This is a genomic window from Acinetobacter bohemicus ANC 3994, assembly GCF_000367925.1.
Lineage (GTDB): Bacteria > Pseudomonadota > Gammaproteobacteria > Pseudomonadales > Moraxellaceae > Acinetobacter > Acinetobacter bohemicus.
Genome location: NZ_KB849164.1, coordinates 202,302 through 224,971, shown reverse-complemented (window position 1 = coordinate 224,971; position 22,670 = coordinate 202,302). Strand labels below are relative to the sequence as shown.

At 38.1% G+C, this 22,670-nt stretch carries 18 protein-coding genes; 6 read left to right on the top strand and 12 right to left on the bottom strand.

Annotated features, from left to right (window positions below):
• The first annotated feature begins 63 nt into the window (after positions 1 to 63).
• From F994_RS01045 to dapE, 3 genes are all read left to right on the top strand, one after another.
• Entirely contained in the window at positions 64 to 933 is an 870-nt protein-coding gene (locus tag F994_RS01045) for a DUF1853 family protein (RefSeq protein WP_034696600.1), read from the top strand.
• Between the two features lie 184 nt (positions 934 to 1,117).
• Positions 1,118 to 1,261 carry an entericidin A/B family lipoprotein gene (locus tag F994_RS01040; RefSeq protein WP_086165505.1) on the top strand — a complete coding sequence of 48 codons (144 nt, stop codon included), beginning with the start codon at positions 1,118 to 1,120 and terminating at the stop codon, positions 1,259 to 1,261.
• Between the two features lie 122 nt (positions 1,262 to 1,383).
• Positions 1,384 to 2,520 (top strand): succinyl-diaminopimelate desuccinylase, encoded by a 1,137-nt coding sequence (gene dapE, locus F994_RS01035; RefSeq protein WP_004648145.1) that lies wholly within the window; start codon positions 1,384 to 1,386, stop codon positions 2,518 to 2,520.
• Positions 2,521 to 2,591: 71 nt separating this feature from the next.
• Here dapE and F994_RS01030 read toward each other — a convergent pair whose 3' ends face one another.
• The 6 genes from F994_RS01030 to pilG all read right to left on the bottom strand — a co-directional run bounded on the left by F994_RS01030 (position 2,592) and on the right by pilG (position 11,044).
• The gene (locus F994_RS01030) at positions 2,592 to 3,053 is read right to left on the bottom strand and encodes a hypothetical protein (RefSeq protein ID WP_004648143.1); all 462 of its coding nucleotides are present in this window, start codon (positions 3,051 to 3,053) and stop codon (positions 2,592 to 2,594) included.
• Positions 3,050 to 7,435 carry a hybrid sensor histidine kinase/response regulator gene (locus F994_RS01025; protein ID WP_004648142.1) on the bottom strand — a complete coding sequence of 1,462 codons (4,386 nt, stop codon included), beginning with the start codon at positions 7,433 to 7,435 and terminating at the stop codon, positions 3,050 to 3,052. The genes F994_RS01030 and F994_RS01025 overlap by 4 nt, the downstream gene beginning before the upstream one ends.
• A 173-nt stretch (positions 7,436 to 7,608) precedes the next feature.
• Positions 7,609 to 9,681, bottom strand: a complete 2,073-nt coding sequence (locus F994_RS01020; RefSeq protein ID WP_004648141.1) for a methyl-accepting chemotaxis protein — start codon at positions 9,679 to 9,681, stop codon at positions 7,609 to 7,611.
• 45 nt (positions 9,682 to 9,726) lie between these two features.
• Entirely contained in the window at positions 9,727 to 10,263 is a 537-nt protein-coding gene (locus tag F994_RS01015) for a chemotaxis protein CheW (protein ID WP_004648140.1), read from the bottom strand.
• Between the two features lie 5 nt (positions 10,264 to 10,268).
• On the bottom strand, positions 10,269 to 10,637 hold the full coding sequence (locus tag F994_RS01010) for a response regulator (protein ID WP_004648139.1): 369 nt from the start codon (positions 10,635 to 10,637) through the stop codon (positions 10,269 to 10,271).
• A gap of 23 nt (positions 10,638 to 10,660) precedes the next feature.
• The gene (gene pilG, locus F994_RS01005; RefSeq protein WP_004648137.1) at positions 10,661 to 11,044 is read right to left on the bottom strand and encodes a twitching motility response regulator PilG; all 384 of its coding nucleotides are present in this window, start codon (positions 11,042 to 11,044) and stop codon (positions 10,661 to 10,663) included.
• 326 nt (positions 11,045 to 11,370) lie between these two features.
• On the opposite strand from pilG, the gene F994_RS01000 reads away from it, so the two are divergent.
• Together F994_RS01000 and F994_RS00995 are read left to right on the top strand one after the other, a co-directional pair.
• Positions 11,371 to 11,964, top strand: a complete 594-nt coding sequence (locus F994_RS01000; protein WP_081399734.1) for a hypothetical protein — start codon at positions 11,371 to 11,373, stop codon at positions 11,962 to 11,964.
• A gap of 644 nt (positions 11,965 to 12,608) precedes the next feature.
• Positions 12,609 to 14,324 carry a proline--tRNA ligase gene (locus F994_RS00995; protein ID WP_004648135.1) on the top strand — a complete coding sequence of 572 codons (1,716 nt, stop codon included), beginning with the start codon at positions 12,609 to 12,611 and terminating at the stop codon, positions 14,322 to 14,324.
• 66 nt (positions 14,325 to 14,390) lie between these two features.
• Here the strand turns inward: F994_RS00995 and F994_RS00990 are convergent, their stop codons facing one another.
• The 6 genes from F994_RS00990 to F994_RS00965 form a co-directional block, all read right to left on the bottom strand.
• Positions 14,391 to 15,737 carry a hypothetical protein gene (locus F994_RS00990; protein WP_004648134.1) on the bottom strand — a complete coding sequence of 449 codons (1,347 nt, stop codon included), beginning with the start codon at positions 15,735 to 15,737 and terminating at the stop codon, positions 14,391 to 14,393.
• 24 nt (positions 15,738 to 15,761) lie between these two features.
• On the bottom strand, positions 15,762 to 18,044 hold the full coding sequence (locus F994_RS00985) for a DUF6160 family protein (protein WP_004648133.1): 2,283 nt from the start codon (positions 18,042 to 18,044) through the stop codon (positions 15,762 to 15,764).
• Positions 18,045 to 18,074: 30 nt separating this feature from the next.
• Positions 18,075 to 18,752 (bottom strand): hypothetical protein, encoded by a 678-nt coding sequence (locus F994_RS00980; protein WP_004648132.1) that lies wholly within the window; start codon positions 18,750 to 18,752, stop codon positions 18,075 to 18,077.
• Between the two features lie 9 nt (positions 18,753 to 18,761).
• Complete coding sequence (locus tag F994_RS00975) at positions 18,762 to 20,222, bottom strand: hypothetical protein (protein WP_004648131.1); 1,461 nt, start codon at positions 20,220 to 20,222, stop codon at positions 18,762 to 18,764.
• Positions 20,223 to 20,468: 246 nt separating this feature from the next.
• Positions 20,469 to 21,038, bottom strand: a complete 570-nt coding sequence (dcd, locus tag F994_RS00970) for a dCTP deaminase (RefSeq protein ID WP_004648130.1) — start codon at positions 21,036 to 21,038, stop codon at positions 20,469 to 20,471.
• Positions 21,039 to 21,163: 125 nt separating this feature from the next.
• On the bottom strand, positions 21,164 to 21,757 hold the full coding sequence (locus tag F994_RS00965; protein WP_004648129.1) for a LysE family translocator: 594 nt from the start codon (positions 21,755 to 21,757) through the stop codon (positions 21,164 to 21,166).
• A 281-nt stretch (positions 21,758 to 22,038) separates the two neighbouring features.
• On the opposite strand from F994_RS00965, the gene F994_RS00960 reads away from it, so the two are divergent.
• Positions 22,039 to 22,596, top strand: coding sequence for a DUF2062 domain-containing protein (locus F994_RS00960; protein ID WP_004648128.1), 558 nt, complete (start codon positions 22,039 to 22,041; stop codon positions 22,594 to 22,596).
• Positions 22,597 to 22,670 lie beyond the last annotated feature (74 nt).

The following is a 22,670-nucleotide window of genomic DNA, read 5'->3' as shown; positions in this document are numbered from 1 at the left end:
AAAGTGTTTTTATCTGTGATCCGTTGTAATTCTGCACTTTTTAATTTAGCGCTGGGTGTTTCTATGTTTGCTTTAAATCAAGCTTCTGATCTTCATGAACCTTGGCTTCAATTCAAAAATCTATTGGTTAGGCAGTTGGCATTTTGCCTATGCAGTCCAAATACTTTAAGTTCCATTCCTCCTGAACTGGAACTCAAGCATGCCTTTGCATTGCATAACACTGAAACATGGACAACGCATTTTCAACACTACCACGCTAGATTGCTTCACTTAGATCAACATCCTCAAGAACTAGAAGTCTTTTTACAACAACTGAAAAGTACCCGTTTAGGTCTACGTTTTGAAATGTTTATCTGGTTTTGGTTACTCGATCATAGCTATCATCCCTATGAATTGCTGGGTCATAGTATTCAAAAAATTGCGGGGCCTAAAACTTTAGGTGAACTCGACTTTCTATTGCGCAATACAGAAAGCAATCAAATTGAACACTGGGAAGTGGCTTTAAAATATTATTTGGCGGAACGGGATTTTTCTTTAGCTTATTGGTACGGTTTAAATCGTAGTGACACATTGCTGCGAAAATTAAATCACTTTAGCCAAAAACAATTTCAATTTAAAGATGCGCTTGAATATCAAATTGAACAACGCTTTGTGGTCTTAAAAGGTCAGCTTTATCTTCCTATCGAGCATTCACAAAACCCTATTCCAACTTGGGTCAATTCACAACGTCGCTTAGGCTGTTGGGGAAGTATGATTCCTGCTCAAGACTCCGCATTTTATCGCTTACAACGTCAAGAATGGATTTGTCCGCAAGCTGATATAAGTAGTGAAACTGCACATTGGTGGATCAATGGTTTGTATCAACAACAAGATCAATCTCATATCTATATGTTTAGAAATGCACCGTTACTTTCTCAATGTTTTAAAAAATAACATGGTAAAACATATATTTAAGCTAATTAACATTTTAAAAGTAAATTACGTTGTCGCAATGACTTTAAAATCCCTCTAACGTATAACAATTGGTTACTTTTCTACCATCAAAAACTCATATTGTTTACATTGAGCATTAATTAACCTAAAACCACATCAAAATAATGATTCATACTTGGAGATGATGATGAAAAAAATTCTTGCTGCGTCCCTCATTATGGCTTTTGTTTTAACCGGTTGTAATACGTTTAAAGGTTTTGGTAAAGATGTTTCAAAAGCTGGCGATGCAGTCACCAATACGGCTGAAAAAACGCAAGACAAAATGTAATGTGATCGATCTCAAAAAAACCTTATGTCTAGATAAGGTTTTTTTATATTTAAAAACGCCCCTTACCTTATCCACATGATTCCCCTATTATACTCGGCACATTTTCGATTGATTTAACCGGTATGAACCACTCAGAAACTCTAGAGCTTAGTTTACAGTTATTACGTCAACCTTCTGTGACGCCAGTCGATCATAGTTGCCAAAACATTATGGCAGACCGTTTAGAAAAAATTGGTTTCAATATTGAATCAATGCGTTTTGAAGATGTCGATAATTTATGGGCACGTAAAGGAACCCAAGCTCCAGTTTTATGTTTTGCAGGACATACCGATGTTGTTCCAACGGGCAGTTTAGACGACTGGAACTCCGATCCATTTGTACCAGAAATTCGCGATGGTAAGCTTTACGGTCGTGGTAGTGCAGATATGAAAACTGCACTTGCAGCCATGGTGGTTGCATCTGAACGCTTCGTTGCGAAACATCCAAATCATAAAGGCTCTATTGCTTTTTTAATTACCTCCGATGAAGAAGGCCCTTCAATTAACGGTACAGTGAAAGTGATTGAAGCCTTAGAAGCACGCAATGAGAAAATGACGTGGTGTCTGGTTGGTGAACCATCAAGTACCAATCAATTGGGTGATATTGTTAAAAATGGTCGTCGTGGCTCACTCAATGCTAGGCTTACAGTGAAGGGTAAACAGGGGCATGTTGCTTATCCTCACCTTGCCATCAATCCCATCCATACTGCATCTAAAGCCCTAGCTGAACTATGCGATACCGTTTGGGACAATGGCAATGAATATTTTCCAGCAACCTCTTTCCAAATCTCAAATATTCACTCTGGTACAGGTGCAACCAATGTTGTGCCAGGAACCATGCATACCCTGTTTAACTTCCGCTATTCCACTGAAGTGACCGCAGAACAACTTAAAGCACGTACTTTAGAAATTCTTGACCGCCACAATGTGAATTATGATATTGAATGGACATTATCTGGCTTACCGTTCCTTACCCCAGTCGGTGAACTGGTCAATGCTGCTCAGAATGCCATTCGCAATGTCACAGGAATTGAAACAGAACTTTCTACCAGTGGTGGTACGTCAGATGGTCGCTTTATTGCACCTACAGGCGCGCAAGTACTTGAACTTGGTGTTTTAAATGCCAGCATTCATCAAATTGATGAACATGTAAATGTGGCTGATTTAGAACCTCTTGCTGAAATTTATGAACAAATATTAGAAGGTTTATTGGCGAACTAAAAATCCCAAAAATAAAAAAAAGGAACTGTAAACAGTTCCTTTTTTTCGGTCTCGCGCTTGAGATGCTGAATTCAATTAAAACCTAAAGAGGATTGAATTTGGGCTAGATTAGGTATGTGAAAAACTTGATCAGCCATACGCACATATTGGAATACCGTGGCATCATTTAAAACATGTTCTTCATCAACGACTTCAGAAATACGTAAACGAATGGTTTTTGGCATCTCGTTACACATCAATGCAAAACGCTGACTCACATCATCGCCTTCAATAACCAGTGCAACGCCAGCTTTATGTTCAGGATTATTCACCGCATAAACAGGCAATTTAAGCTCATGCCATTCTACAAATGGCACATCAGTGGCGCTATCGAGTGCCGACAAGACAATGTTTTGTGGTAACAACATTGCCTCTTTACCATGACAGTCAATAATATAAGCATCAATAAAACCAGTCGATACAGTAATAAGGTGATGTAACTCTTGTTGCGTCATTTGATCAACAGCAGAGTTTGAAACACTCTTTTGGCTCATTTAGTTGCTCCCTGACTGGCTTCTAACAAATTTTCAACATTGCTTAGCAATTCGGCCTCTTGGAATGGTTTACCCATATAATGTGTCACCCCAAGACTGAATGCACGCTCACGATGCTTCTCACCCGTTCTTGATGTAATCATAATAATTGGTAAGTCTTGATGCACTTCATGATGACGGACCAAATTCGTGACTTCAAAACCATCCATACGTGGCATTTCAATATCAAGTAACATTAAATCAGGTTTCACATTTTCAAGTTGTTCTATCGCATCAACACCATCTTTAGCAGTCACCACATCATAACCTTGGCGTTCAAGTAAACGTGATGTCACCTTACGTACAGTCACTGAGTCATCGACAATCATAATTAAACGACGTGCATTATTGTGTCGTGACAAATCTCGTGAATCAGAAATATGTTTAATGCGCTGTGTTGCTTGAATTTGTCGAGCAATGTTTTGACCTTCTAAAATCAAACAGACTTGACCATTACCTAAAATCGTTGCTCCGGCAACCACACCGACACTGGAGAATTGCTGACCAATTGGTTTCACGACAATTTGTGCACGCGAACCAATCAATTGATCGACCAACAATGCAATGGTTTGACCATTATTACCCTTAATTAATAATACTGGTAAAGAATGTGCAATATTGCTCAAGCGTGGTAGTGGTTGATTTGAAACGAATTCAGATAAATAACGCAATTTATAATTGGTGTTATCAATTTTAAAGAAGTCATCTTTACTATTGAAATACGCTTCCAGTGTTGAAGGTGCAATTCGCACAATACGGTCAATCTGGGCAAGTGAAATTGCAAATTGTTGATCGCCTGCTTTCACCATCAAGGCATCACTAACAGATACAGTGGTTGGCACTCGAATGGTAAACGTTGTTCCTTCACCCAGATTTGAGTCAACAGAAACATGACCACCAAGCGCTTTAATTTCACTTTGAACCACATCCAAGCCAACACCACGACCAGAAATTTGGGTCACTTCTTTCGCTGTACTAAATCCAGGATGGAAAATCAACTGAAGAATTTCTTGCTTATCAAGGAATTGATCAGCCTTAATCAAACCTAAGTTAAGCGCTTTTTCTTGAATCTTAGCTTCATCAATACCCTTACCATCATCACTAAACGATACCAATACATCAGTACCTTGACGGCTAATATTGAGTTCAATTTGACCCACTGCTGTTTTTTTAGCTTGCTGACGCTGTTCAGTATCTTCAATACCATGGTCAATCGCATTACGCAGCATATGTTCAAATGGAGTGACCAAACGCTCAAGAATAGTACGATCCAACTCACCTTCAGTATTGTTGACAATCAATTCAGTCGGACGATTGAGGGTCGATGAAGTCTGACGCACAATACGTTGTAAACGAGGCAATAAACGTGAAAATGGCACCAGTCGAGTACGCATCAAACTTTCTTGAATCTCAGCCTGAATACGTGATTGTTGTAAAAGTAAGCCTTCAGCATCACGAATTTTATCCGCCAAGGTTCTTTTGAAATCGACCAAGTCAGATGCAGATTCCGCCAAAGATTTTGATAACTGATTTAAAGATGAATATTGATCCATCTCTAATGGGTCAAAATCAGCATAACGTGAATTTTCTGAACCATGTTTGGCAATAATTTGTGATTCTAACTCACCTTCCATTCGACGTAATTGGTCAGCTAAACGCTTCATCGCCAATTCCATCTCATTTAAAGTATTACCGATTTGCCCCAAGTCCATTTCAATACGCGAACGGTTAATTGCATTCTCACCAGACAAGTCGATCATTTTTTCCACCAAATCGGCAGAAATACGGATCATTTCATTACTATTGTCTTGTTGAGAACTTGAGCCCCACTCACCCAACATAGCAGGTGGCTCAGTACCATCACCTTGAATAAATTCAAAGATTTTAGGCGTTGACAGGCTATTTGCCTGAGTCACGCGATTTGGTAATTGAGCGGTGACATTCACCAACTCAATAGACTCTAAACTTAATCTTAAACTGTCAAAATTACTATAATCACGCTCAAAGATGGCTTGCTTCAACCATGAAAATGTCGTTTGTAATAATAAATCGTAAGCATTCGAGTTAAAGTGATGGACTGCAAACTGTTCGAACGTGGTTTCTAATTGATATGAAATTGCCGCGACAGGTTCATTTTCAACCATACGCGCACCACCTTTAAGGCTGTGAGCTGCACGTTGCAATTGAAGAAGTAAGCTACGATCGCTTCGTTGCTCAAACCATTTTGTTAAGAACTCATCTGTAGACTCAAGAATTTCTTCAGCTTCTTCTAAGAAGGTTTCTTCTGCAATTAAGCGAATACTCTCTTCTGGACTTTCAAAATGCTCTACATCTGCGACAACAGGCTCTTGTTCTGTCTCAAGTTCTACTGCAAATGTTTCAACTTCTACTTCTGATGTATTAGCTTCAACTGCAACCGTTTCAATCGTAGCTACGCCTACAGACTTACCTTGCGCAATCTGTTGAATATTACGTAAAATTTCAATCGATTCACGACCCGCATAGTCAATATTATTTTCACGAATAATTTGAATTCGGTCCGTAACATCATCTTGTACTAAACGAACAATACTAACGAGTTGTGGTGTTACCTCAATTTGTTTACGAATCACACGCTCATAAATTGACTCTAACTCATGTGAAATCAAACCAATATGAGTCGCTTGAATCATATTTGCACCACCTTTTAAGGTATGCAAATAACGCATCAAATTATTTAAAGAGGCTGTATTGGTCTGATCCTTCGCCCAAGTATTCAAATCTTGGTCAATACCGACCAGTAATTCTTCGGCTTCCTCTAAGAAAATTTCCAACAAATCCGTATCAAAATCATGATTCGCATCGGCTGCATGCATTTCAGCACGAGCAGAACGGATTTTTTGTGAAATCTGCGCAAGGTCAACAACAGCCAATAGCGTACTGGTTGCAACAGGTGCTGCCACCTCATCAAACTGCTCGAAATCTTGCTGAACGAAAGCAGAAAGATCATTTAAGACTTTCTGAACATCGGCCGACAAAATAACACGTTGTCCAGCAGCCAACGTATCAAACAAATGGATAAATTCTTGATGCGCTTGTGCAAACAATTCATAGGCATAATCAAGATTTAAAAGCTCTGGCTTTAACACCAATGTTTCATAACTTAACTTTAATTCATGGGTAAATTGGTGAATTCCAATCGCAGCACGATTATCCGTATGATCTAATAATTGTTGCGCTTGTTCAGTTAAAGCCTGTATATATTCTGGATATTCAACTTTTGCACGCTTCTCAAACTCGAATTCAGCATCCAATAACAAATCAATATTCAATGCAATCAGCTTAGAAACCAAGCCTTGAGGATTAACGCCTTCATCTATTTCAGTTGAAGCAAAACCATAATTATTCCATGCATTATTAAAAGTTTCATAAATGGCATCAAGTTTTTGCGTTTGACCCTGTCTTAAAATATGCAAATAATCACGTACAAACTCAGCATACTGAATTAACAGTGCCGTTTGATTCGATGTAGATACGATATCGTCTTGCAATAGGGTCTTGAATAAATTTTCTACTTTAGTGCTGGCTTCAAAAATTTGCTCAATTTGAGCCATTGATGAACTACCACGTAAAGTATGCAAGGCACGAATAAGCCCATTATAATCTTGAGTATGATCTTCTTCATTTTTCAAGAACTGATCTATCGTCGCTAAATGATCTTCAGCTTCTTCAATAAAGATCGCAATCGTTTCTTCTATATAGTTATTATCTTCTGTTTCAGTATGTTCTGTTGCAATACCTTCTGCTTGAGTATCAACAGCACTTGATCGTTCATCTATAAATTCTAAACCAGTAATACCATCTTCTGTGGTCAAATTTGTAGCCAGCTCAAGTAATTCTTCTAATGCAGGCTCCAGACTTAATTTTTGTTGTATTTGCTGACCCAATAAAACCAAAGGGCGTAAATCAATATCAGCAAGCTGAACGGTCTTAAAAATAGGATATAACTTATATTGATAAATCTTGAATACCGTTTGAGCAAAGTATTGAACTTTATCATCTAAAGGAATTGTACCCGACATAGCTCGATTTAAAATATCTTCAACAGTCCAAGCCAACTCGCCAGCAGATTTCGCTCCCACCATTCGCCCAGACCCTTTTAGCGTGTGGAAATGGCGGCGGATTGTGCTCAACGTTTCTTGATCACTTGGATTTTCAAACCATGTGGTAAATAAAGTACTTAATTCAACAAAGATCTCTTCTATTTCTTCAACAAAAATTTCTAAAATTTCTGCATCTTGATCAAGATAACTATCTTCAGGAAGCGTAGTCGTTTCAACTAAATTTTTTAATATTTCTTTCATAGCTTAGGCTTCTTACGTTTATCTGCCACCAAGAAGGGCGCTCAAACTTAATTATCACCATCACACGAGACCTAACTTTGAAGCTAAGTTCATCTTGTCGATGCTTTATCTGTGATTTATTGATGTGCCTTACCCGAAAGTAAGGCACATTACCCCATAGCTTTAGCCTTACCTTAGTCAGGTAATTTAAAGTCAGTTACAGATTCACGTAGCGATTCGGCCATATTTGCCAATTCAGATACTGAACGTGCTGTATCGAATGTTGCTGTTGTCGTTTGTGATGTAATTTCTTGTACAACATTCATCGTGGTTGCAATATGACCTGCGGAAGCAGACTGTAGTTTTGCAGCATCAGAAATGTTAGCAATCAATTTCGCCAAGTTACTCGATACGTTTTGAATTTCATCCAATGCCACGCCCGCATCTTTAGATAAGTTCGCACCACGAACAACCTCAGATGTAGTTTGTTCCATCGAAATTACAGCTTCGTTTGTATCTGTTTGAATGGTTTTTACCAGACCTTCAATCTGCTTGGTTGCTGACGCTGAACGTTCAGCTAGACGCTGTACCTCATCCGCTACCACGGCGAAACCACGACCTGCTTCACCTGCCATCGATGCCTGAATTGCTGCATTCAATGCCAAGATGTTCGTTTGGTCGGCAATATCGTTAATCAAGGCAACAATGTTACCAATTTCTTGTGAAGACTCACCCAAACGTTTAATACGTTTTGAGGTTTCTTGAATCTGTTCACGAATCGTATCCATCCCTTCAATTGAACGGTTTACGACATCAGCACCATTGGCAGCAATTTTTACCGAACGTTCCGCAACCACCGCAGACTCTGTTGCATTCGAAGATACTTGGTCAATAGACATTGCCATTTCATTAATTGCGGCAGATGCACCCGCAATTTCTTGCGCTTGGTGTTCAGATGCTTCAGCTAACTGGTTAGTAATACCCTGCGTATTTGCAGTATATTGCGCAACTTCTTGAGAGGTATCGGTAATACGTGAAACGAGGTCACGTAATTGGTCAATCGCGAAGTTAATCGAGTCGGCAATCGCACCGGTAAAATCTTCAGATACGGTTGCATATGAACGTAAGTCACCATCTGCAAGATCGGCGATCTCATCGAGTAAACGTAAAATCGCATTCTGGTTACGGTCATACTCTTCTTGTAAACGTGCTACACGCTGTTTATCTGACTCACCACGTAAACCAAGTAATTTGAATACGCAGAATAAGAAACCGCCTAAACATAAAAGTAAAAACAGACCCGGAATCGCAATGGTTAAGCTCGAACCAACCGATAATTTATACAGGTTTGTTAACAATTCATCTGATTGTGCAAAAATTGCAGAAGAAGCCTGACGTACTTTAACAATTTGTGCTGAGTTTTTAAGAATCGTTGCAGATGCTGATTTTAATACATCATCATATTCGGCCTTAATACCTGTTAATGATTCAAGTAAAGCTGGATCAGTAATACGCTCTACACCTAATTCAGCACTACCATTGAGCTGTGCATTCAGGTACGAACCAAATGTTTCTGTATCGGCACTAAAGTCATCTGCTGATTCACGAGAGTTTTCACTACCGGTCAATACCGAACTGATAGAACGAAGAATACGTTCTGCAATAAACACCTGATTTTTCGCAATAACAACCTGATTACTTGGCATATTTTGACGGGCCATTTGGTCAACCATCAAGTTATATTCAGCCTGAATACCTGGAATGGTTTCACCAATCGCAATATTCGTATCGTAAAGTTGGTTAATCATTTTTTGTTGCGCAGAAATTAAATCAATTTCTTCTGATACTTTTTTCCATTGCGTCTCTACGTCAGCGAGTGGCTGAGTACGAGCATGAATATCTTTCACAGTTTCAAGATTTTTGGTGAATGCTTCTTGAGATTTTTTTAATTTATCAATCGATTCTTTCGTACCTGATGCTGTTGCTTCAGTCGCTTGACGTGAAATCATTTGTGATAATAGACGTAAATCACCAACACTACGTGTTAACTCATTATTACGCGGCACACTATAGAATAAGTACAATAATAGGAATAGTGCTAAGACAAGACAAAAAGCTGCACCCAAAATTAATGGTTTGGACTTTTCACTGTCACCAAATACACGTGATAATTGATCTGTCTGTGATTGAATCTTAGCGAATAAAACATCACCAATCTTACGACTGCTGCCTTCACCTGTATTTTTCTTTTTAAGTTTAAAGCCCATCCAGCTTCTCCCCGACTTTCGCCATCATTCTTCAGCGCGCGACTATTAATTTATAAATTTTATAGATGCATTCATGTATTTTGGATTTTGCAATAAACGACTAAATAAGAAAACATGCCAGTGTTGATTATGTTGATAAAAATATCCCTGACAATATTCTTTTAAATTGCTGTCTAACTCACTATTTTTAGAAAAAAAACTTTTCTTATTAAAGTGCTGAATCCCTAAAACTTGATCTACAACTAAACCGACATAATGGTCATTATGACTAATACACAATACTTTCTGAGTAGGTGAAAACTGACTTCTATGCCCAGAAATATATTGAGCTAAATCAGCTACTGAAAGTAAACGTCCCCGAATATTCGCCAAGCCCATCACCCATGATTGAGTATTGGGAACTGGCGTATATTTAGGTGGATAAATCACCTCAGTTACTTCACCTAAAGGGGCAACGAAATATTGCCCCATCATCTCAAAAGCAATGCCTGACCATCGGTTTACTTCATTTTCAGTTGTAACGTAGTTTTTGTTACCACGTTTAGCAAGCCGAAGTAATTCGATAAATCCGTTAGCTGCCATAGAGCTTATCCTGCATTGAGGTGGTGTTTAATCACATCAATTAATTGTTTTTCGTCTACAGGCTTGGTTAAATAATCACTCGCCCCTTGACGTTTCCCCCAAACTCGGTCTGTTGCTTGGTCTTTGGTACTGACAATCACGATTGGAATGTGTTTTGTCGTGTCTCCACGTGCAATTTGACGCGTTGCTTGAAAACCATTTACCCCTGGCATCACCACATCCATTAACACAAGATCTGGCAACTCCGCTTGTGCCATTGTGACACCATCAGCACCATTTGCCGCTTCTATAACCTCAAACCCATTTTTGGTTAAAATTTCTTTAAAACGGAATGTTTCTGTTGGTGAATCATCAACTATAAGGATACGTGACATGCTTGTCCCCAATAAAAATTAACTTATGCTGTTACGTGATTTCGAATTGCGTTTAATAATTCATCTTTACTAAAGGGTTTGGTTAAATATTCATCCGACCCCACAACACGACCTTTTGCCTGATCAAACAAACCATCTTTACTCGATAGCATGATGACTGGAATATTTTGATAATTCTGAGAATTTTTGATTAATGCGCAAGTTTGATAACCATCCAAACGAGGCATCATAATATCGACAAAGACAATATCAGGATTTGCTTCTGCAATTTTTGCTAAGGCTTCAAAACCATCTACTGCAGTTACCACTTCAAAACCTTCACGTTGCAATAATGTTTCTGCTGTACGACGAATGGTTTTTGAATCATCAATCACCATAACTTTTAGATTTTGGAATTTATCGTCCATTTAATGACCCTTCACATTTTTTGAGTGTACAAACAATTTGAGTAGAAAGTTCTATTACAAGTTATAAACATTTTTAACATATCTTTACTTGCATTTTCAACGACCATTTTCCAAACAAAGACTCATTTTTTTGCTTTTACCACAACGGCTTCACACTTTCTATCGACCAACGATTTTTTTTTGATTCAGAATGGTTTTTTATTCTCAATTTTGAGTCTAATATACCATTTTATTACTTCAAAATAAGTAATTTAGTCAACATTACATTGGGGGATACAGTGCAAAGTCAGTTTAAACAAAAACTCGCTTTCATTGCGCAAAAAAAAATGACTAGAAAATTCATTTTTCTATTTTTAATGATTTTCCAATCTACAGCTATTTGCGCTCAAACTCCACTTAAACCAACATGGTATCGTTACTATGATACTAAAGGCGTAGCCAATATCAGTACAAATGTAACACCAAACCATATTCGCCATGGTTATGAAGCCTTAGATCAAAACATGCAAGTGATTCAGCGTAACCGTGCTTACAATAGTGAGGCAGATGTAAAAAAAGCACCATTACGTGCTGCACAAGCACAACAAAAAACAGCAGACTTAAAACTTAAAAAAGCCTATACCAACAGTCAAGTTGCTATTAAAAAGCGAAATGATGCATTGATGTATATTAAAAAACAACTTGCCTTTCAACAAGATCAGTTAAAACAACTACAAAATGATCGAATCTACTTTAAACGCCAACAAATGGAACATTTGCGCAAAGGCGAAAACACGCCGATAGCCTTAAAAAACAACTTAGATTACAACAAAAAAAATATTGAAGAAAAAAAGAAAAACATCAATTCATTACAAACGAATTATCGCAATACTCAAGCAGAGTACGACAATATTATCGCTCGTTTAAAAACACTTGAATAAATGACTTCTAGGATGGATATGCTGAGTGATGATGCAATTAGGGTATATAAAGAAAATATCGTTCATATACTACGCTGGATCAAGGTCAAATTACAGCGACACCAGTTGGGTCTAAAAAGTTGAACTTGCTATATAACTACCACACTCTACTGCGTTTATAGCCCCATCCCTATCACTGATTAAATCCCTCACCTTATTTCGACTTAACTCAACTATGGATTTATTTTCGATTACTCAACCCCAATACAAACTCACTAACCAATATTTAAAAATATAAATCAATAATTTAAACAGATTAATGCAATCATTTTCATAAACCAAATCCGTTTACACCCTATTTAAATGACCAGCAGTGCCATATTGATAGGGATGATTCCACTGGCATTAGATTAAAGTGAAAATAGTAAAAAAATACCCTATAGCACATGCTGTCATTAGTGGTGTAATGATATCTAAACACTCTATCTTTAGCGGTTATACCTATGCTCTCTATTCACTGAGATAACCTCAAAAACATCAATAGTGCCTCAATTTCACAACGTGTCTCACGAGTTAATTTGCAGCTAGGCGACATTATGAAATGTTCACCTCATTTTTTTATCGTATAATCTGGCTTTCATGCTTATATTTTTAGGACAGTTTTCATGCGCGCGAGTCGCTTTTTGTTTGCTACGTTAAGAGAAACCCCAAACGATGCTGAAGTTATTTCACATCAGCTCATGTTACGTGCGGGAATGATTCGTAAATTGGCTTCGGGTTTATACACTTGGTTGCCGATGGGCGTACGTGTGCTAAATAAAGTGGAAGCGATTGTACGCGAAGAAATGAACCGTGCAGGATCACTTGAAGTTTTCATGCCGGTGACTCAACCGTCAAGCCTTTGGGAAGAGTCAGGTCGTTTTGTGCAATATGGTCCAGAACTATTACGTTTCAAAGACCGTCATAACAATGACTTTGTCCTTGGCCCTACGCATGAAGAAGTAATTACCGATCTTGCGCGTAACGAGTTAAAAAGTTACAAACAACTTCCAATCAATTTCTACCAAATTCAAACCAAATTCCGCGATGAAATTCGTCCACGTTTTGGTGTGATGCGTTCACGCGAATTTATCATGAAAGATGCTTACTCGTTCCATGTCGACCAAGCATCATTACAACAAACCTATGACGTGATGTACGATACCTATTGCCGTATCTTTACTCGTTTAGGTTTGAACTTCCGCCCAGTACAGGCAGATACAGGTTCGATTGGTGGTTCTGGTTCACACGAATTCCATGTCTTGGCTTCAAGTGGTGAAGATGATATTGCCTTCTCGACTGAATCCGATTACGCAGCTAACGTCGAAATGGCTGAAGCAGTTCTGGTTGGCACACGTGCAGCAGCAACGCAAGAATTAACACTGGTCGATACACCAAATCAAAAAACCATTGCTGATGTCTCTGCGTTCCTAAAATCAGATGCGAAAGATTCAGTAAAAGCACTCTTGGTTCAAGGCGTAGCAGATGAAAAAGGTCATGTACCTGTGGTTGCTTTATTCCTTCGCGGCGACCACGAATTAAATGAAATTAAAGCTGAAAAACATGCTGCAATTGCCTCACCTTTAACTTTTGCAACAGAAGAACAAATTGCTGCACTTGGTTTAGTGACTGGCTTTATTGGCCCACAAGGTTTAGTTGAAAAAGGCTTAACGGTGATCGTTGACCGTGCAGCATCGGTACTTTCAGACTTCGTTGCTGGAGCAAACCAAGCAGACAAGCATGCGACCGGCGTAAACTGGGAACGCGACGCGCAATTTACTGAAGTTTATGATTTACGTAATGTGGTTGAAGGTGACCCATCTCCAGATGGTCAAGGCACACTGCAAATTAAACGTGGTATTGAAGTGGGTCACATCTTCCAATTGGGTCAAAAGTACTCTGAAGCACTCAACTGTAAAGTGTTAGGTGAAGATGGCAAACCGCTGGTTGTGACTATGGGTTGTTATGGTATTGGGGTAACACGTGTGGTTGCTTCTGCTATTGAACAAAACTTTGATGACAAAGGCATTATTTGGCCTATGGCGATTGCACCTTTTGACATTGCTATTGTGCCGATGAATGCCCATAAATCACCACGCACTGTAGAAGCTGCTGAAGCCCTGTATGCAGAATTACAAGCTGCTGGTTATGATGTACTTCTGGATGATCGTAACGAACGTCCAGGGGTTAAATTCTCTGACCTAGAGTTGACCGGTATTCCACATCGTATTGTGCTTGGGGAAAAAGGCTTGGATGCAGGCACTTTTGAATACAAGGGTCGTACTGATGCTGAGTCTGTAAATATCAGCAAAGAAGAACTTTTGGCTAAAATTGCCAAATAATTCTTTAATATAAAAAATCCCGCTTTATGCGGGATTTTTTATCTCTATTCTAAGGACGGAATAGACTTAGCAGAACTTCACACCGCCATAGCAGTTCGGTCGGAAATTTTGCCCTTGCAGGGTTAAGTTCGTTAAAGGAAAATCTAATGTAGTCGAATTCATTGGTACATTTCCTACTACCAATGAGCTCCCTCCGACACATCCAGTTAATAAATTTCCACAGTTACGTGGATTATCTGTCAAATCCTTACTAATTCCTGCAATCGTTTGTTTTAATACTTCATTGGTAATTGCAACTTTAGTCGTCGGGCTTAAGCTACCAAGCTCAACCTCATCCTCCATCGCCAACCACCAACCCTTATTCGCCCCAACCGCTGCACCCGACCATAAAATGCTTTGTGATTGTAACGATAAAGATGCAGGGTTATTTAAATACAGTGCATGAATTAAGCCCAAACTCTGATTCACCGTAATATCCGTTTTTAGCCCTGTAATACTTCCCGTAACCGTTTTATCAAGATTAAGAAAACCTAAAACTGTCGCTGTTAAATCACCTGAGAAATCAATTCGACCTACTGTTCCACTCCCTTTAAGCGTTACATCGGTCATCCGAGTTCCAGAGACAATAGTTGAACCTATAGTAAAAGGAGCTGAAGTCGAGGACAATGTTAAATTATAATCATTCGAAGAGTAGGAAATATCATAACATGGATCAAGAAAGCCAGACTGACATGTTGTTCCAGAGCTACTACCGAATAATCGCCCCTGTACAATTCCATTGATAGTTTGATTAACATCAGAATAACTCATCGTTCTCTCAGCCGTTACAGCTATGCCTGAAGCCGCTTTAGTTTTCATATAACCACTAAAACTGTTAATACCATTCGGAATTCCATTCCCTTGAGCATCTACATCATTTGTAGTACCTAATGTCATTAACCCTGAAATTTTTTCTGCGCTAACCCTAAAGCCTAAAACCTCACGGCTTGCAGCAGACGTTGGATTCTTGATTGCAAACTGAATAAAGGGATTGGTAATTTTTGCTGAAGTCGCTGCTCGCTCATCTGAAGTATAGTTTGAATTTGCAGGCAATCCACTCAAAGAAAGATTATCGATATCAATATCGCATTTTCCCGCACCATTGCTACCACCACAACCAAGCTGAAGCTTTTTAATATTCGCATTCAACTCCATTTCAGCATTTAAGCCTAATTTATAAAATCCGATATTGGATTGATTGTAACTTACACCTAAGGCATCAGTCTGATTACTACCCTGCAAATATTCCAAATTCAATAAAGCTTGACCATCCACTTCTGATAATGCTTGATCATCCAAACTCGTCATCGCATGGCTCATTGTCGTCAAACTTAAAGCTGAAACAGCCATACTTGCTATTATTGTTTTTTTCATTATATTTCCCTGTATTATAATGATTTATCTAGGTGTAATTCCAAAAGTACTGCGCATTGCTCCTCCTGTAATTGCAAACTCAGCTACTTTTTGCATACTCCCTGATGGAGACATGGCCATTTCTGCTCGAAACACACGCCCTACATTTCCCGCATCGATTTGCGCTTTTGTTAATGCTGTCGTTGGATGGTTGAAATTTATTTTATTATCCAAAACAACGGTATCTTTTTTAACCTGAATTGCCGATTCAAGACCAACATGACCTTGCATTTTATTTAAATTAACACTTGTTGAAACAACAGACTGATTGCTTTTCACATCATCTGTAATAAAGCTCACATAACTCCCCAATACAGCTTGATTATTTTTTTCTGCTGTCGTTAAAGGATTAAATTCAAAATTTGCCTTTAGACTTAAAAAATTAGTATCTGGTGTTGCGGTTGAAGAATTCATACCTGGAATAATAAATAATTCACCTTTACCATCGAGTTTAAAAGCGATTGAACTTAATACATCATCTTTACGGGCAAAATTATCGATTGGAACAACTTGACCACATTGATTAGAACCACTCTGACAGTTATATAAAGAACCAGGCAGTTGTCCTATTGCGATTTCTGCTTTTGCTGCAAATAATAAATTATTCGCTTTAATATAAATTCCATCATTTTCAAAACCAATAACGCCATCTGATTTTAAATATGAATCAATATTTCTGAGACCCGCATAATAGTTCACTTCTTCATTATGTAAACCTTTAGCGCCATCAACAATAATAATAGAAGTTGTACTTGGTGCATTGGTTTTTTTATCAATACCATAGCCTTCTGTCGACATAGCCAAGTTATACCCTAAGCCAGATTTTGTCGTATTGTTATAACTATAATTCTGAGAAAATAAGGCTAAATTTGCATTTAAATTAAAGATAGGTAAGCCAATTCCCCATTCCCCAGATGAACTTGTAATTTCAGCAATCGAGTTATCAGAAATAAAACGGGCTTTACGTGCAATTGCTTGAAAATCCATACCACGAATGGCAATTAAAGCGACATTCTGCCCCTTATCTGCTGGCACCATGTCATATTTTAAATCTGTGCTCGCAGCACCAAGCACTTTTTTGACATTCTCATTAACAATAAAGCTTAAGCTTTTGACCTGCGCTGTATTGATATAAATATCACCAAAATCAATATATGCATTACGTGTATTCAGGTCCGAAACAACGGTCGAATTACGGATGGTTAAAGGTGATAAGTTCGAGAACTCAACTGCATAACTTCCATGCCCAGTATGTCCAATTTCTAAAGTCGTAGGATTATCATTAACCCCTAATAAAGCATTTCCTTTTCGGGTAAAATCGGCAGAAACCCCAAAATGTAGACCGCCAGCACCCGCAAATTCATAACCTGCTGCTGTCTTTGTAGTTTCTGTGAGATTTGCTGATGCATGATTAACCGAGTTAAATTCAGCAAGACCGGTCTGATTTGCATTAAAAAAGACTTTACCGTTGGTCACCGCACCCGATGCCCCCATCCGAATGATATTTTTCTGATTGCTGGGATCGGACCCATAACGTAAATCAATATTTACCCCTGGATTCTTTGCCCCCGTCCGACTTGAATCAACATCGGTCAAGTCTGTGACTGGCGTCAAATTAACAAGATGATCGGTTTGACCATCTTTACTTTTCGTGGTTAAAGCGATTCCCTCATTCTGGTCTAAATACAAATAACCATCGGCAGAAAAATTAAAATTGAAATCTTTTAAGGTTAACGATTGCCCATTTAAACCATAACCAATACTGGCATTTTGCAATTGAAAATCTAAATGAGCTATTTCATCACGATTAAATAAACCCGCAGATGTTTGCAAATAAAGCTGTAAAGGCGAAATCGCTGAAAGACTTAATGAGCCTAAATTTTGTGAAGCCGTGGTACAGTCAGCCGCGCCACACAGTAACATCAATTTTTCAATCGTGGCCTGAAAGGGTGAAATACTGGCTTGAATTCGGATACCAGCACCACGATCTGTTTTCCCTACATCAAAATCAAGCGTGCTTTTAATAGTGCTGTTATCTAAGCCTTTCACTTCAACATTATGCAGCCCTAATTTCATACTGCCTGTATTGCTATAATCTATCCAATTGACTTGATCAACAGTAACCTTAGACACTTCATGCGTAATTGATATGCCATCTTGTCCTGTAACAGTACTTAGTGAGGAATCATTTAATCGCTCTAATGCATGACTATGTTGTGCTAAAAAAATGCATACGGTAAGTAACTTTAATTTTGTTATTTTTTTCATTTTAACATCCTTATTTTTTGAAAATTTTATTTAGCAACGACTGGTTGTTGTTCCTGCACAGTTATAACTAAAGATTTTCAAATTACCTGACATATGCAAATTCCCATGCACATTTACGCCCATAAATCCTGTTTCAGCGCCTTGATCAAAACTAGGTACTGCATTGCCATTATTATATGTGGTATAGGTATTTTTATTTAAATAACCCTCTTCACCATTACTCTCCACAGCTAAACTGGAAAAACCTAAATTACGTATTTTTAATGGTTTATCATCATAAAAGGTCAGGTTCATCGCTGTTTGCGGATTACCATCTTTATTAATAATGGTGGAACCATCTAAAGAAAATTTATCAATTTGAATTGTGCCTTGGATTTGCTTAAAGACTAACCATTTCTTATTATCCACGCCATTCACTTTTTCAATATGATTATTTGGAGAGAAAGCAAAACGACATAAAACATTGGCTACACAATCATACTGATAATATGCGCCAGTGATATTTCCTGCATTAATAAGCGCAAGATTAGAAATATCTTTTTTACTCATATCATTCGCATATTGATGGTTTAAGGACAATGTCCAACTCAAATCTGCGCCTCCCTGCCCAGTCACATCTAACAATTCTGCATTATCAAGACCGACCAATTCTGCGTGAACCGTACAAGTAAATAATAAAGCAATGGAAATAGCTATTTTATTTAACATTTCAATTTCCTATAAACCTGTAGTTTTAAATTTAAGATGTTGAATCAACACACCATCTATAGCCACAGAACCCAAGTTAACCGCAGTTCCTGTAGGGCTTCTAAATACAACGCCTGTAGCATCTGCTCCAGTATTGGCTTTTAACAAATTAGTGGTGGGATCACGCGTTACACTACCAATAGCAATACTACTATGCGTCGCATTATTTCCTTGATAGTTAATGGTAGTTGAACCAGAGGTCAGTGAAGACGTATTAAATCCGCATACGTAGACATTACAGGTTGACCCTTGATACTCACTGGTCGCAGATAAACTGCTATAAGGGACATCATAATTTGTATAAATTTTCTTATAGATATTAGGGACATTTGGTATACGAGTGACTTCTAAAAAAATATTGCTCCCTTCAGAACCTAAAACAAAGGGTTGATACATATTTCCTAAAACTAAATTAATATTCGGACTATATAAATACATGCCTTCTTTATCATTAAATAAAGGAGCCTCTGAATTTTGTTGTAATGCTGGTGTCGAATATGTTCCATCATTGGTTGTGGCCGTACTTAGGCGAATCGCTTTTGCATCTAAACCTGCATCAGTAAATTTCAGGTTTGCAGGGTTATCATTGGTATTTAAGCGTAAAACACTGGCCATTCCCAAAGTTTGATTATATTGCACTGTTGTTGATGGCATGGTTTGAAAGAGTCGCACTTGTGAACCACTCAAACTTAGCCCATTGGCAACATACTGCAATCTTATACGCTGATTTTTATCTAAATCAACATCATTGCTAGGATCATTTGCTACAGGCTTTGCAACGGGTGCGCCTGTAATCGGATTAACGGCATTGCTTGAGCTCCAACTGCGTGAAAATGCATCTAACCAGAAACCGAGCTTAATATTATTATCGCTTTCATCGGCAGTGACTTGAGCTAAAGGTGCCTCTAAAGCTAAATAACTAATGTCTCCAGCAGCATTACTACTCGAAAATTGCTGAATATTATTCGCTGTACCTGCACGAAATAACCAAGGATTAATAGAACTTCCCCAGTTAAAACCAACATTACTAAAACGCTGATTTAAATTACTATTACTCGCAGATAACGCTAAACCATAAATAAAAATATCGGCTTTGGTTCTTTTCGCTGCGGCTTGAGCGGCTGTTAATGTGAGGTTGGAATAATTTTCACCAGTCGGAATAATACGTATAAAACCGGTATCTTTTTTCGATGCTTGTAGTAAAGCAGTAGAATCGGTTAAAACGCCATAACTTGAGGCGGTTGATAAATCATTAGCCCCCTGAAAAACCATTTTGAAATTTTCAGGTAACAGTGCCATACCCTCACCCGTTGTGTCTGCAAGGTGATCATCTGACAAAGATTCAAGCGCATAAACTGATTGGCTCATCAAAACAGCAATTACACTGGCCAAACAAGACTTTTTAAATCCTGTATTCCAACTTTGAGTCATCACGACCTTCCTTTTTTATCAGATGCTCCGCATCATTATTTTCATTTCGTCCTAAGCTTGGTATGTCAAATTTTTATTTATTTGTCATGACAACAATATTCTAACCAAGGCTGTACAACTTTTCATTATGCTGAATATTTACCCAATTGCAAAAAAAACTGGGCAAATGTAAGTAGTTTCCGATGAATGAAGCCCACAAAAAATAAGCGGACCAAAATGATCCGCTTATTCAAATCTTTATACTATTTATGCTTTGGGTAAAGTCACACCTGTCTGACCTTGGTATTTACCACCACGGTCTTTATATGAAGTTTCACATACTTCATCCGATTCAAAAAATAGCATTTGCGCAACACCTTCACCCGCATAAATACGTGCAGGTAAGTTGGTTGTATTTGAAAATTCTAAGGTCACATGACCTTCCCACTCAGGCTCAAGTGGCGTTACGTTCACAATAATCCCGCAACGAGCATAGGTTGATTTACCTAAACATACCGTCAGAACATTACGTGGAATACGGAAATATTCGACCGTACGTGCTAAGGCAAATGAATTTGGCGGAATAATACACACGTCAGATTCAATATCAATAAAGCTTTTATCATCAAAGTTTTTTGGATCGACAATTACTGAATGCACATTGGTAAATACTTTAAATTCACGTGCGCAACGTACATCATAACCATAGCTTGAAACACCATAAGAAATGAGTTTTTCACCCGCGTCATCATAGCGAACTTGGTTTTCTGCATACGGTTCAATCATGCCGTGATTTTCGCTCATTTCACGAATCCAACGATCAGACTTAATTGCCATTCTTTCTATCCAAAAATAGTTAAATCAATTATTGCGCTGTACTTTAACTGAAATCGGCTGCAATGGAAATGATGATCAGGCGATGATGTCATTTTTTACCAAATGCGCATTTTCATCGCCCTATTTTAAAGACTTAAAATGGCAGAATAACTCAGTGGAATAGAGAAACTAATCAACACCAAAGATGCTGTTTTTTGCAAGTTCGATTGATTTAACCAACGCACTTTATTCGAAGCTAAAATAGAACCAATAAAAGTCCAAAACAACGCAATTGGTACAATCAAAAGTAAAAACAGCCCAATATGCAGTAAATAACCCTGCATGGTCAGCCAAGCGGTACTGGGGAAAATAGCAGACGCAAAAAGTAATGCTTTAGGATTCAACAACGTTGCACAAAACAACTCACGTGCACGAATGGTGGGTTGATTATAACTGGCTTCGATATCAGCCGTTTTCCAAAGTTTAATCGCAAGAAAAATAATATACAGTGCACTTAATAGCTTGAGAAATGTCGGGATAATTGGAAATTGAATTGAAACCGTCCCAATGATCATTCCCCAAGTGGTAATTGAAATTAAATAACCCATTGATTCTGCGGGAATAAGTCGTAATGATTGGCGCACACCTACCTGTATACCAGAAGATGCAAGCAATGTATTTGTTGGGCCAGGTGTCAATAAAATAGTCACCACCAAACCGATGAACAGCCATGAAATCATATGCGACCTCTCTCATATAGAGTGCGCGAAGAGTAAATCAGTTTATTATACTTAGCAAATACGAAATTTTGTATCTTATCCAAAACACTCAATTTGTTCATAAAAATATATAATAATTAAAAAGTTAACCCTATATATTCCATATAACTTGAGAGTCATTTGTTAATAAAAATTTCAACCATCCCATTTTAAGCCTCAATGCGCTACATTAACCGATAGTTAAACTGTCACTTGCTGCTCGATTCAGGCACAATATTTCATTACTTAAGCATCCTACTTTTATGGCAAAACAGTTCTTTCGCTCATGGCTTCCCTCTCCGCTTAAAGTCTCAAATATGAAACTGATGAAGATTTTTGGTCAACGTACCTTAAATCCTTTACTGTGGTATGTGAACAGAAAGTCCATTTCAAAAGCCATTTTTATTGGCACATTTTGGGGCATGTTGCCTTTGCCTTTTCATAGTCTTTTAATTGTTTTGACCGTATTATTTTTTGAAGTCAATTTACCGATTAGTTTATGCCTCGCTTGGCTCACCAATCCGTTTACGCTGGTGCCTATTTTATATCTTGGTTTTTGGTTAGGCGCGAAGGTCTTTCAGGTCAATATGATTGATCAAGATATGATGCTTGGTGTTTTACACCAAATCAGTCACTGGATTAGTCATTTTGGTCACGGACATATTGACTTCAGTTTGGCAAAAATTCTATTGTCAGGTTTAGTATTGGAAGCTTTTATTTTTGCCCTTATATTATTTGTCATGACCCGATTATTTTGGCGATGGAGCATTATTCAGCATTATAAACGTCGTCGTTATATCAAATCATCAAGTAAACTTTAGATAAGCGAATCTCTTTATTTCTGTTATGACAACCATTTTAGAATTGTCCCTCGTCGTCCTTGTTTTATCACGCT

Bases quoted from the DNA above. Each gene is read 5' to 3' on its own strand.
- F994_RS01045 (WP_034696600.1), top strand. From the start codon at position 64: ATGTTTGCTTTAAATCAAGCTTCTGATCTTCATGAACCTTGGCTTCAA.
- F994_RS01040 (WP_086165505.1), top strand. From the start codon at position 1,118: ATGATGAAAAAAATTCTTGCTGCGTCCCTCATTATGGCTTTTGTTTTA.
- dapE (WP_004648145.1), top strand. From the start codon at position 1,384: ATGAACCACTCAGAAACTCTAGAGCTTAGTTTACAGTTATTACGTCAA.
- F994_RS01030 (WP_004648143.1), bottom strand. From the start codon at position 3,053: ATGAGCCAAAAGAGTGTTTCAAACTCTGCTGTTGATCAAATGACGCAA.
- F994_RS01025 (WP_004648142.1), bottom strand. From the start codon at position 7,435: ATGAAAGAAATATTAAAAAATTTAGTTGAAACGACTACGCTTCCTGAA.
- F994_RS01020 (WP_004648141.1), bottom strand. From the start codon at position 9,681: ATGGGCTTTAAACTTAAAAAGAAAAATACAGGTGAAGGCAGCAGTCGT.
- F994_RS01015 (WP_004648140.1), bottom strand. From the start codon at position 10,263: ATGGCAGCTAACGGATTTATCGAATTACTTCGGCTTGCTAAACGTGGT.
- F994_RS01010 (WP_004648139.1), bottom strand. From the start codon at position 10,637: ATGTCACGTATCCTTATAGTTGATGATTCACCAACAGAAACATTCCGT.
- pilG (WP_004648137.1), bottom strand. From the start codon at position 11,044: ATGGACGATAAATTCCAAAATCTAAAAGTTATGGTGATTGATGATTCA.
- F994_RS01000 (WP_081399734.1), top strand. From the start codon at position 11,371: ATGACTAGAAAATTCATTTTTCTATTTTTAATGATTTTCCAATCTACA.
- F994_RS00995 (WP_004648135.1), top strand. From the start codon at position 12,609: ATGCGCGCGAGTCGCTTTTTGTTTGCTACGTTAAGAGAAACCCCAAAC.
- F994_RS00990 (WP_004648134.1), bottom strand. From the start codon at position 15,737: ATGAAAAAAACAATAATAGCAAGTATGGCTGTTTCAGCTTTAAGTTTG.
- F994_RS00985 (WP_004648133.1), bottom strand. From the start codon at position 18,044: ATGAAAAAAATAACAAAATTAAAGTTACTTACCGTATGCATTTTTTTA.
- F994_RS00980 (WP_004648132.1), bottom strand. From the start codon at position 18,752: ATGTTAAATAAAATAGCTATTTCCATTGCTTTATTATTTACTTGTACG.
- F994_RS00975 (WP_004648131.1), bottom strand. From the start codon at position 20,222: ATGACTCAAAGTTGGAATACAGGATTTAAAAAGTCTTGTTTGGCCAGT.
- dcd (WP_004648130.1), bottom strand. From the start codon at position 21,038: ATGGCAATTAAGTCTGATCGTTGGATTCGTGAAATGAGCGAAAATCAC.
- F994_RS00965 (WP_004648129.1), bottom strand. From the start codon at position 21,757: ATGATTTCATGGCTGTTCATCGGTTTGGTGGTGACTATTTTATTGACA.
- F994_RS00960 (WP_004648128.1), top strand. From the start codon at position 22,039: ATGGCAAAACAGTTCTTTCGCTCATGGCTTCCCTCTCCGCTTAAAGTC.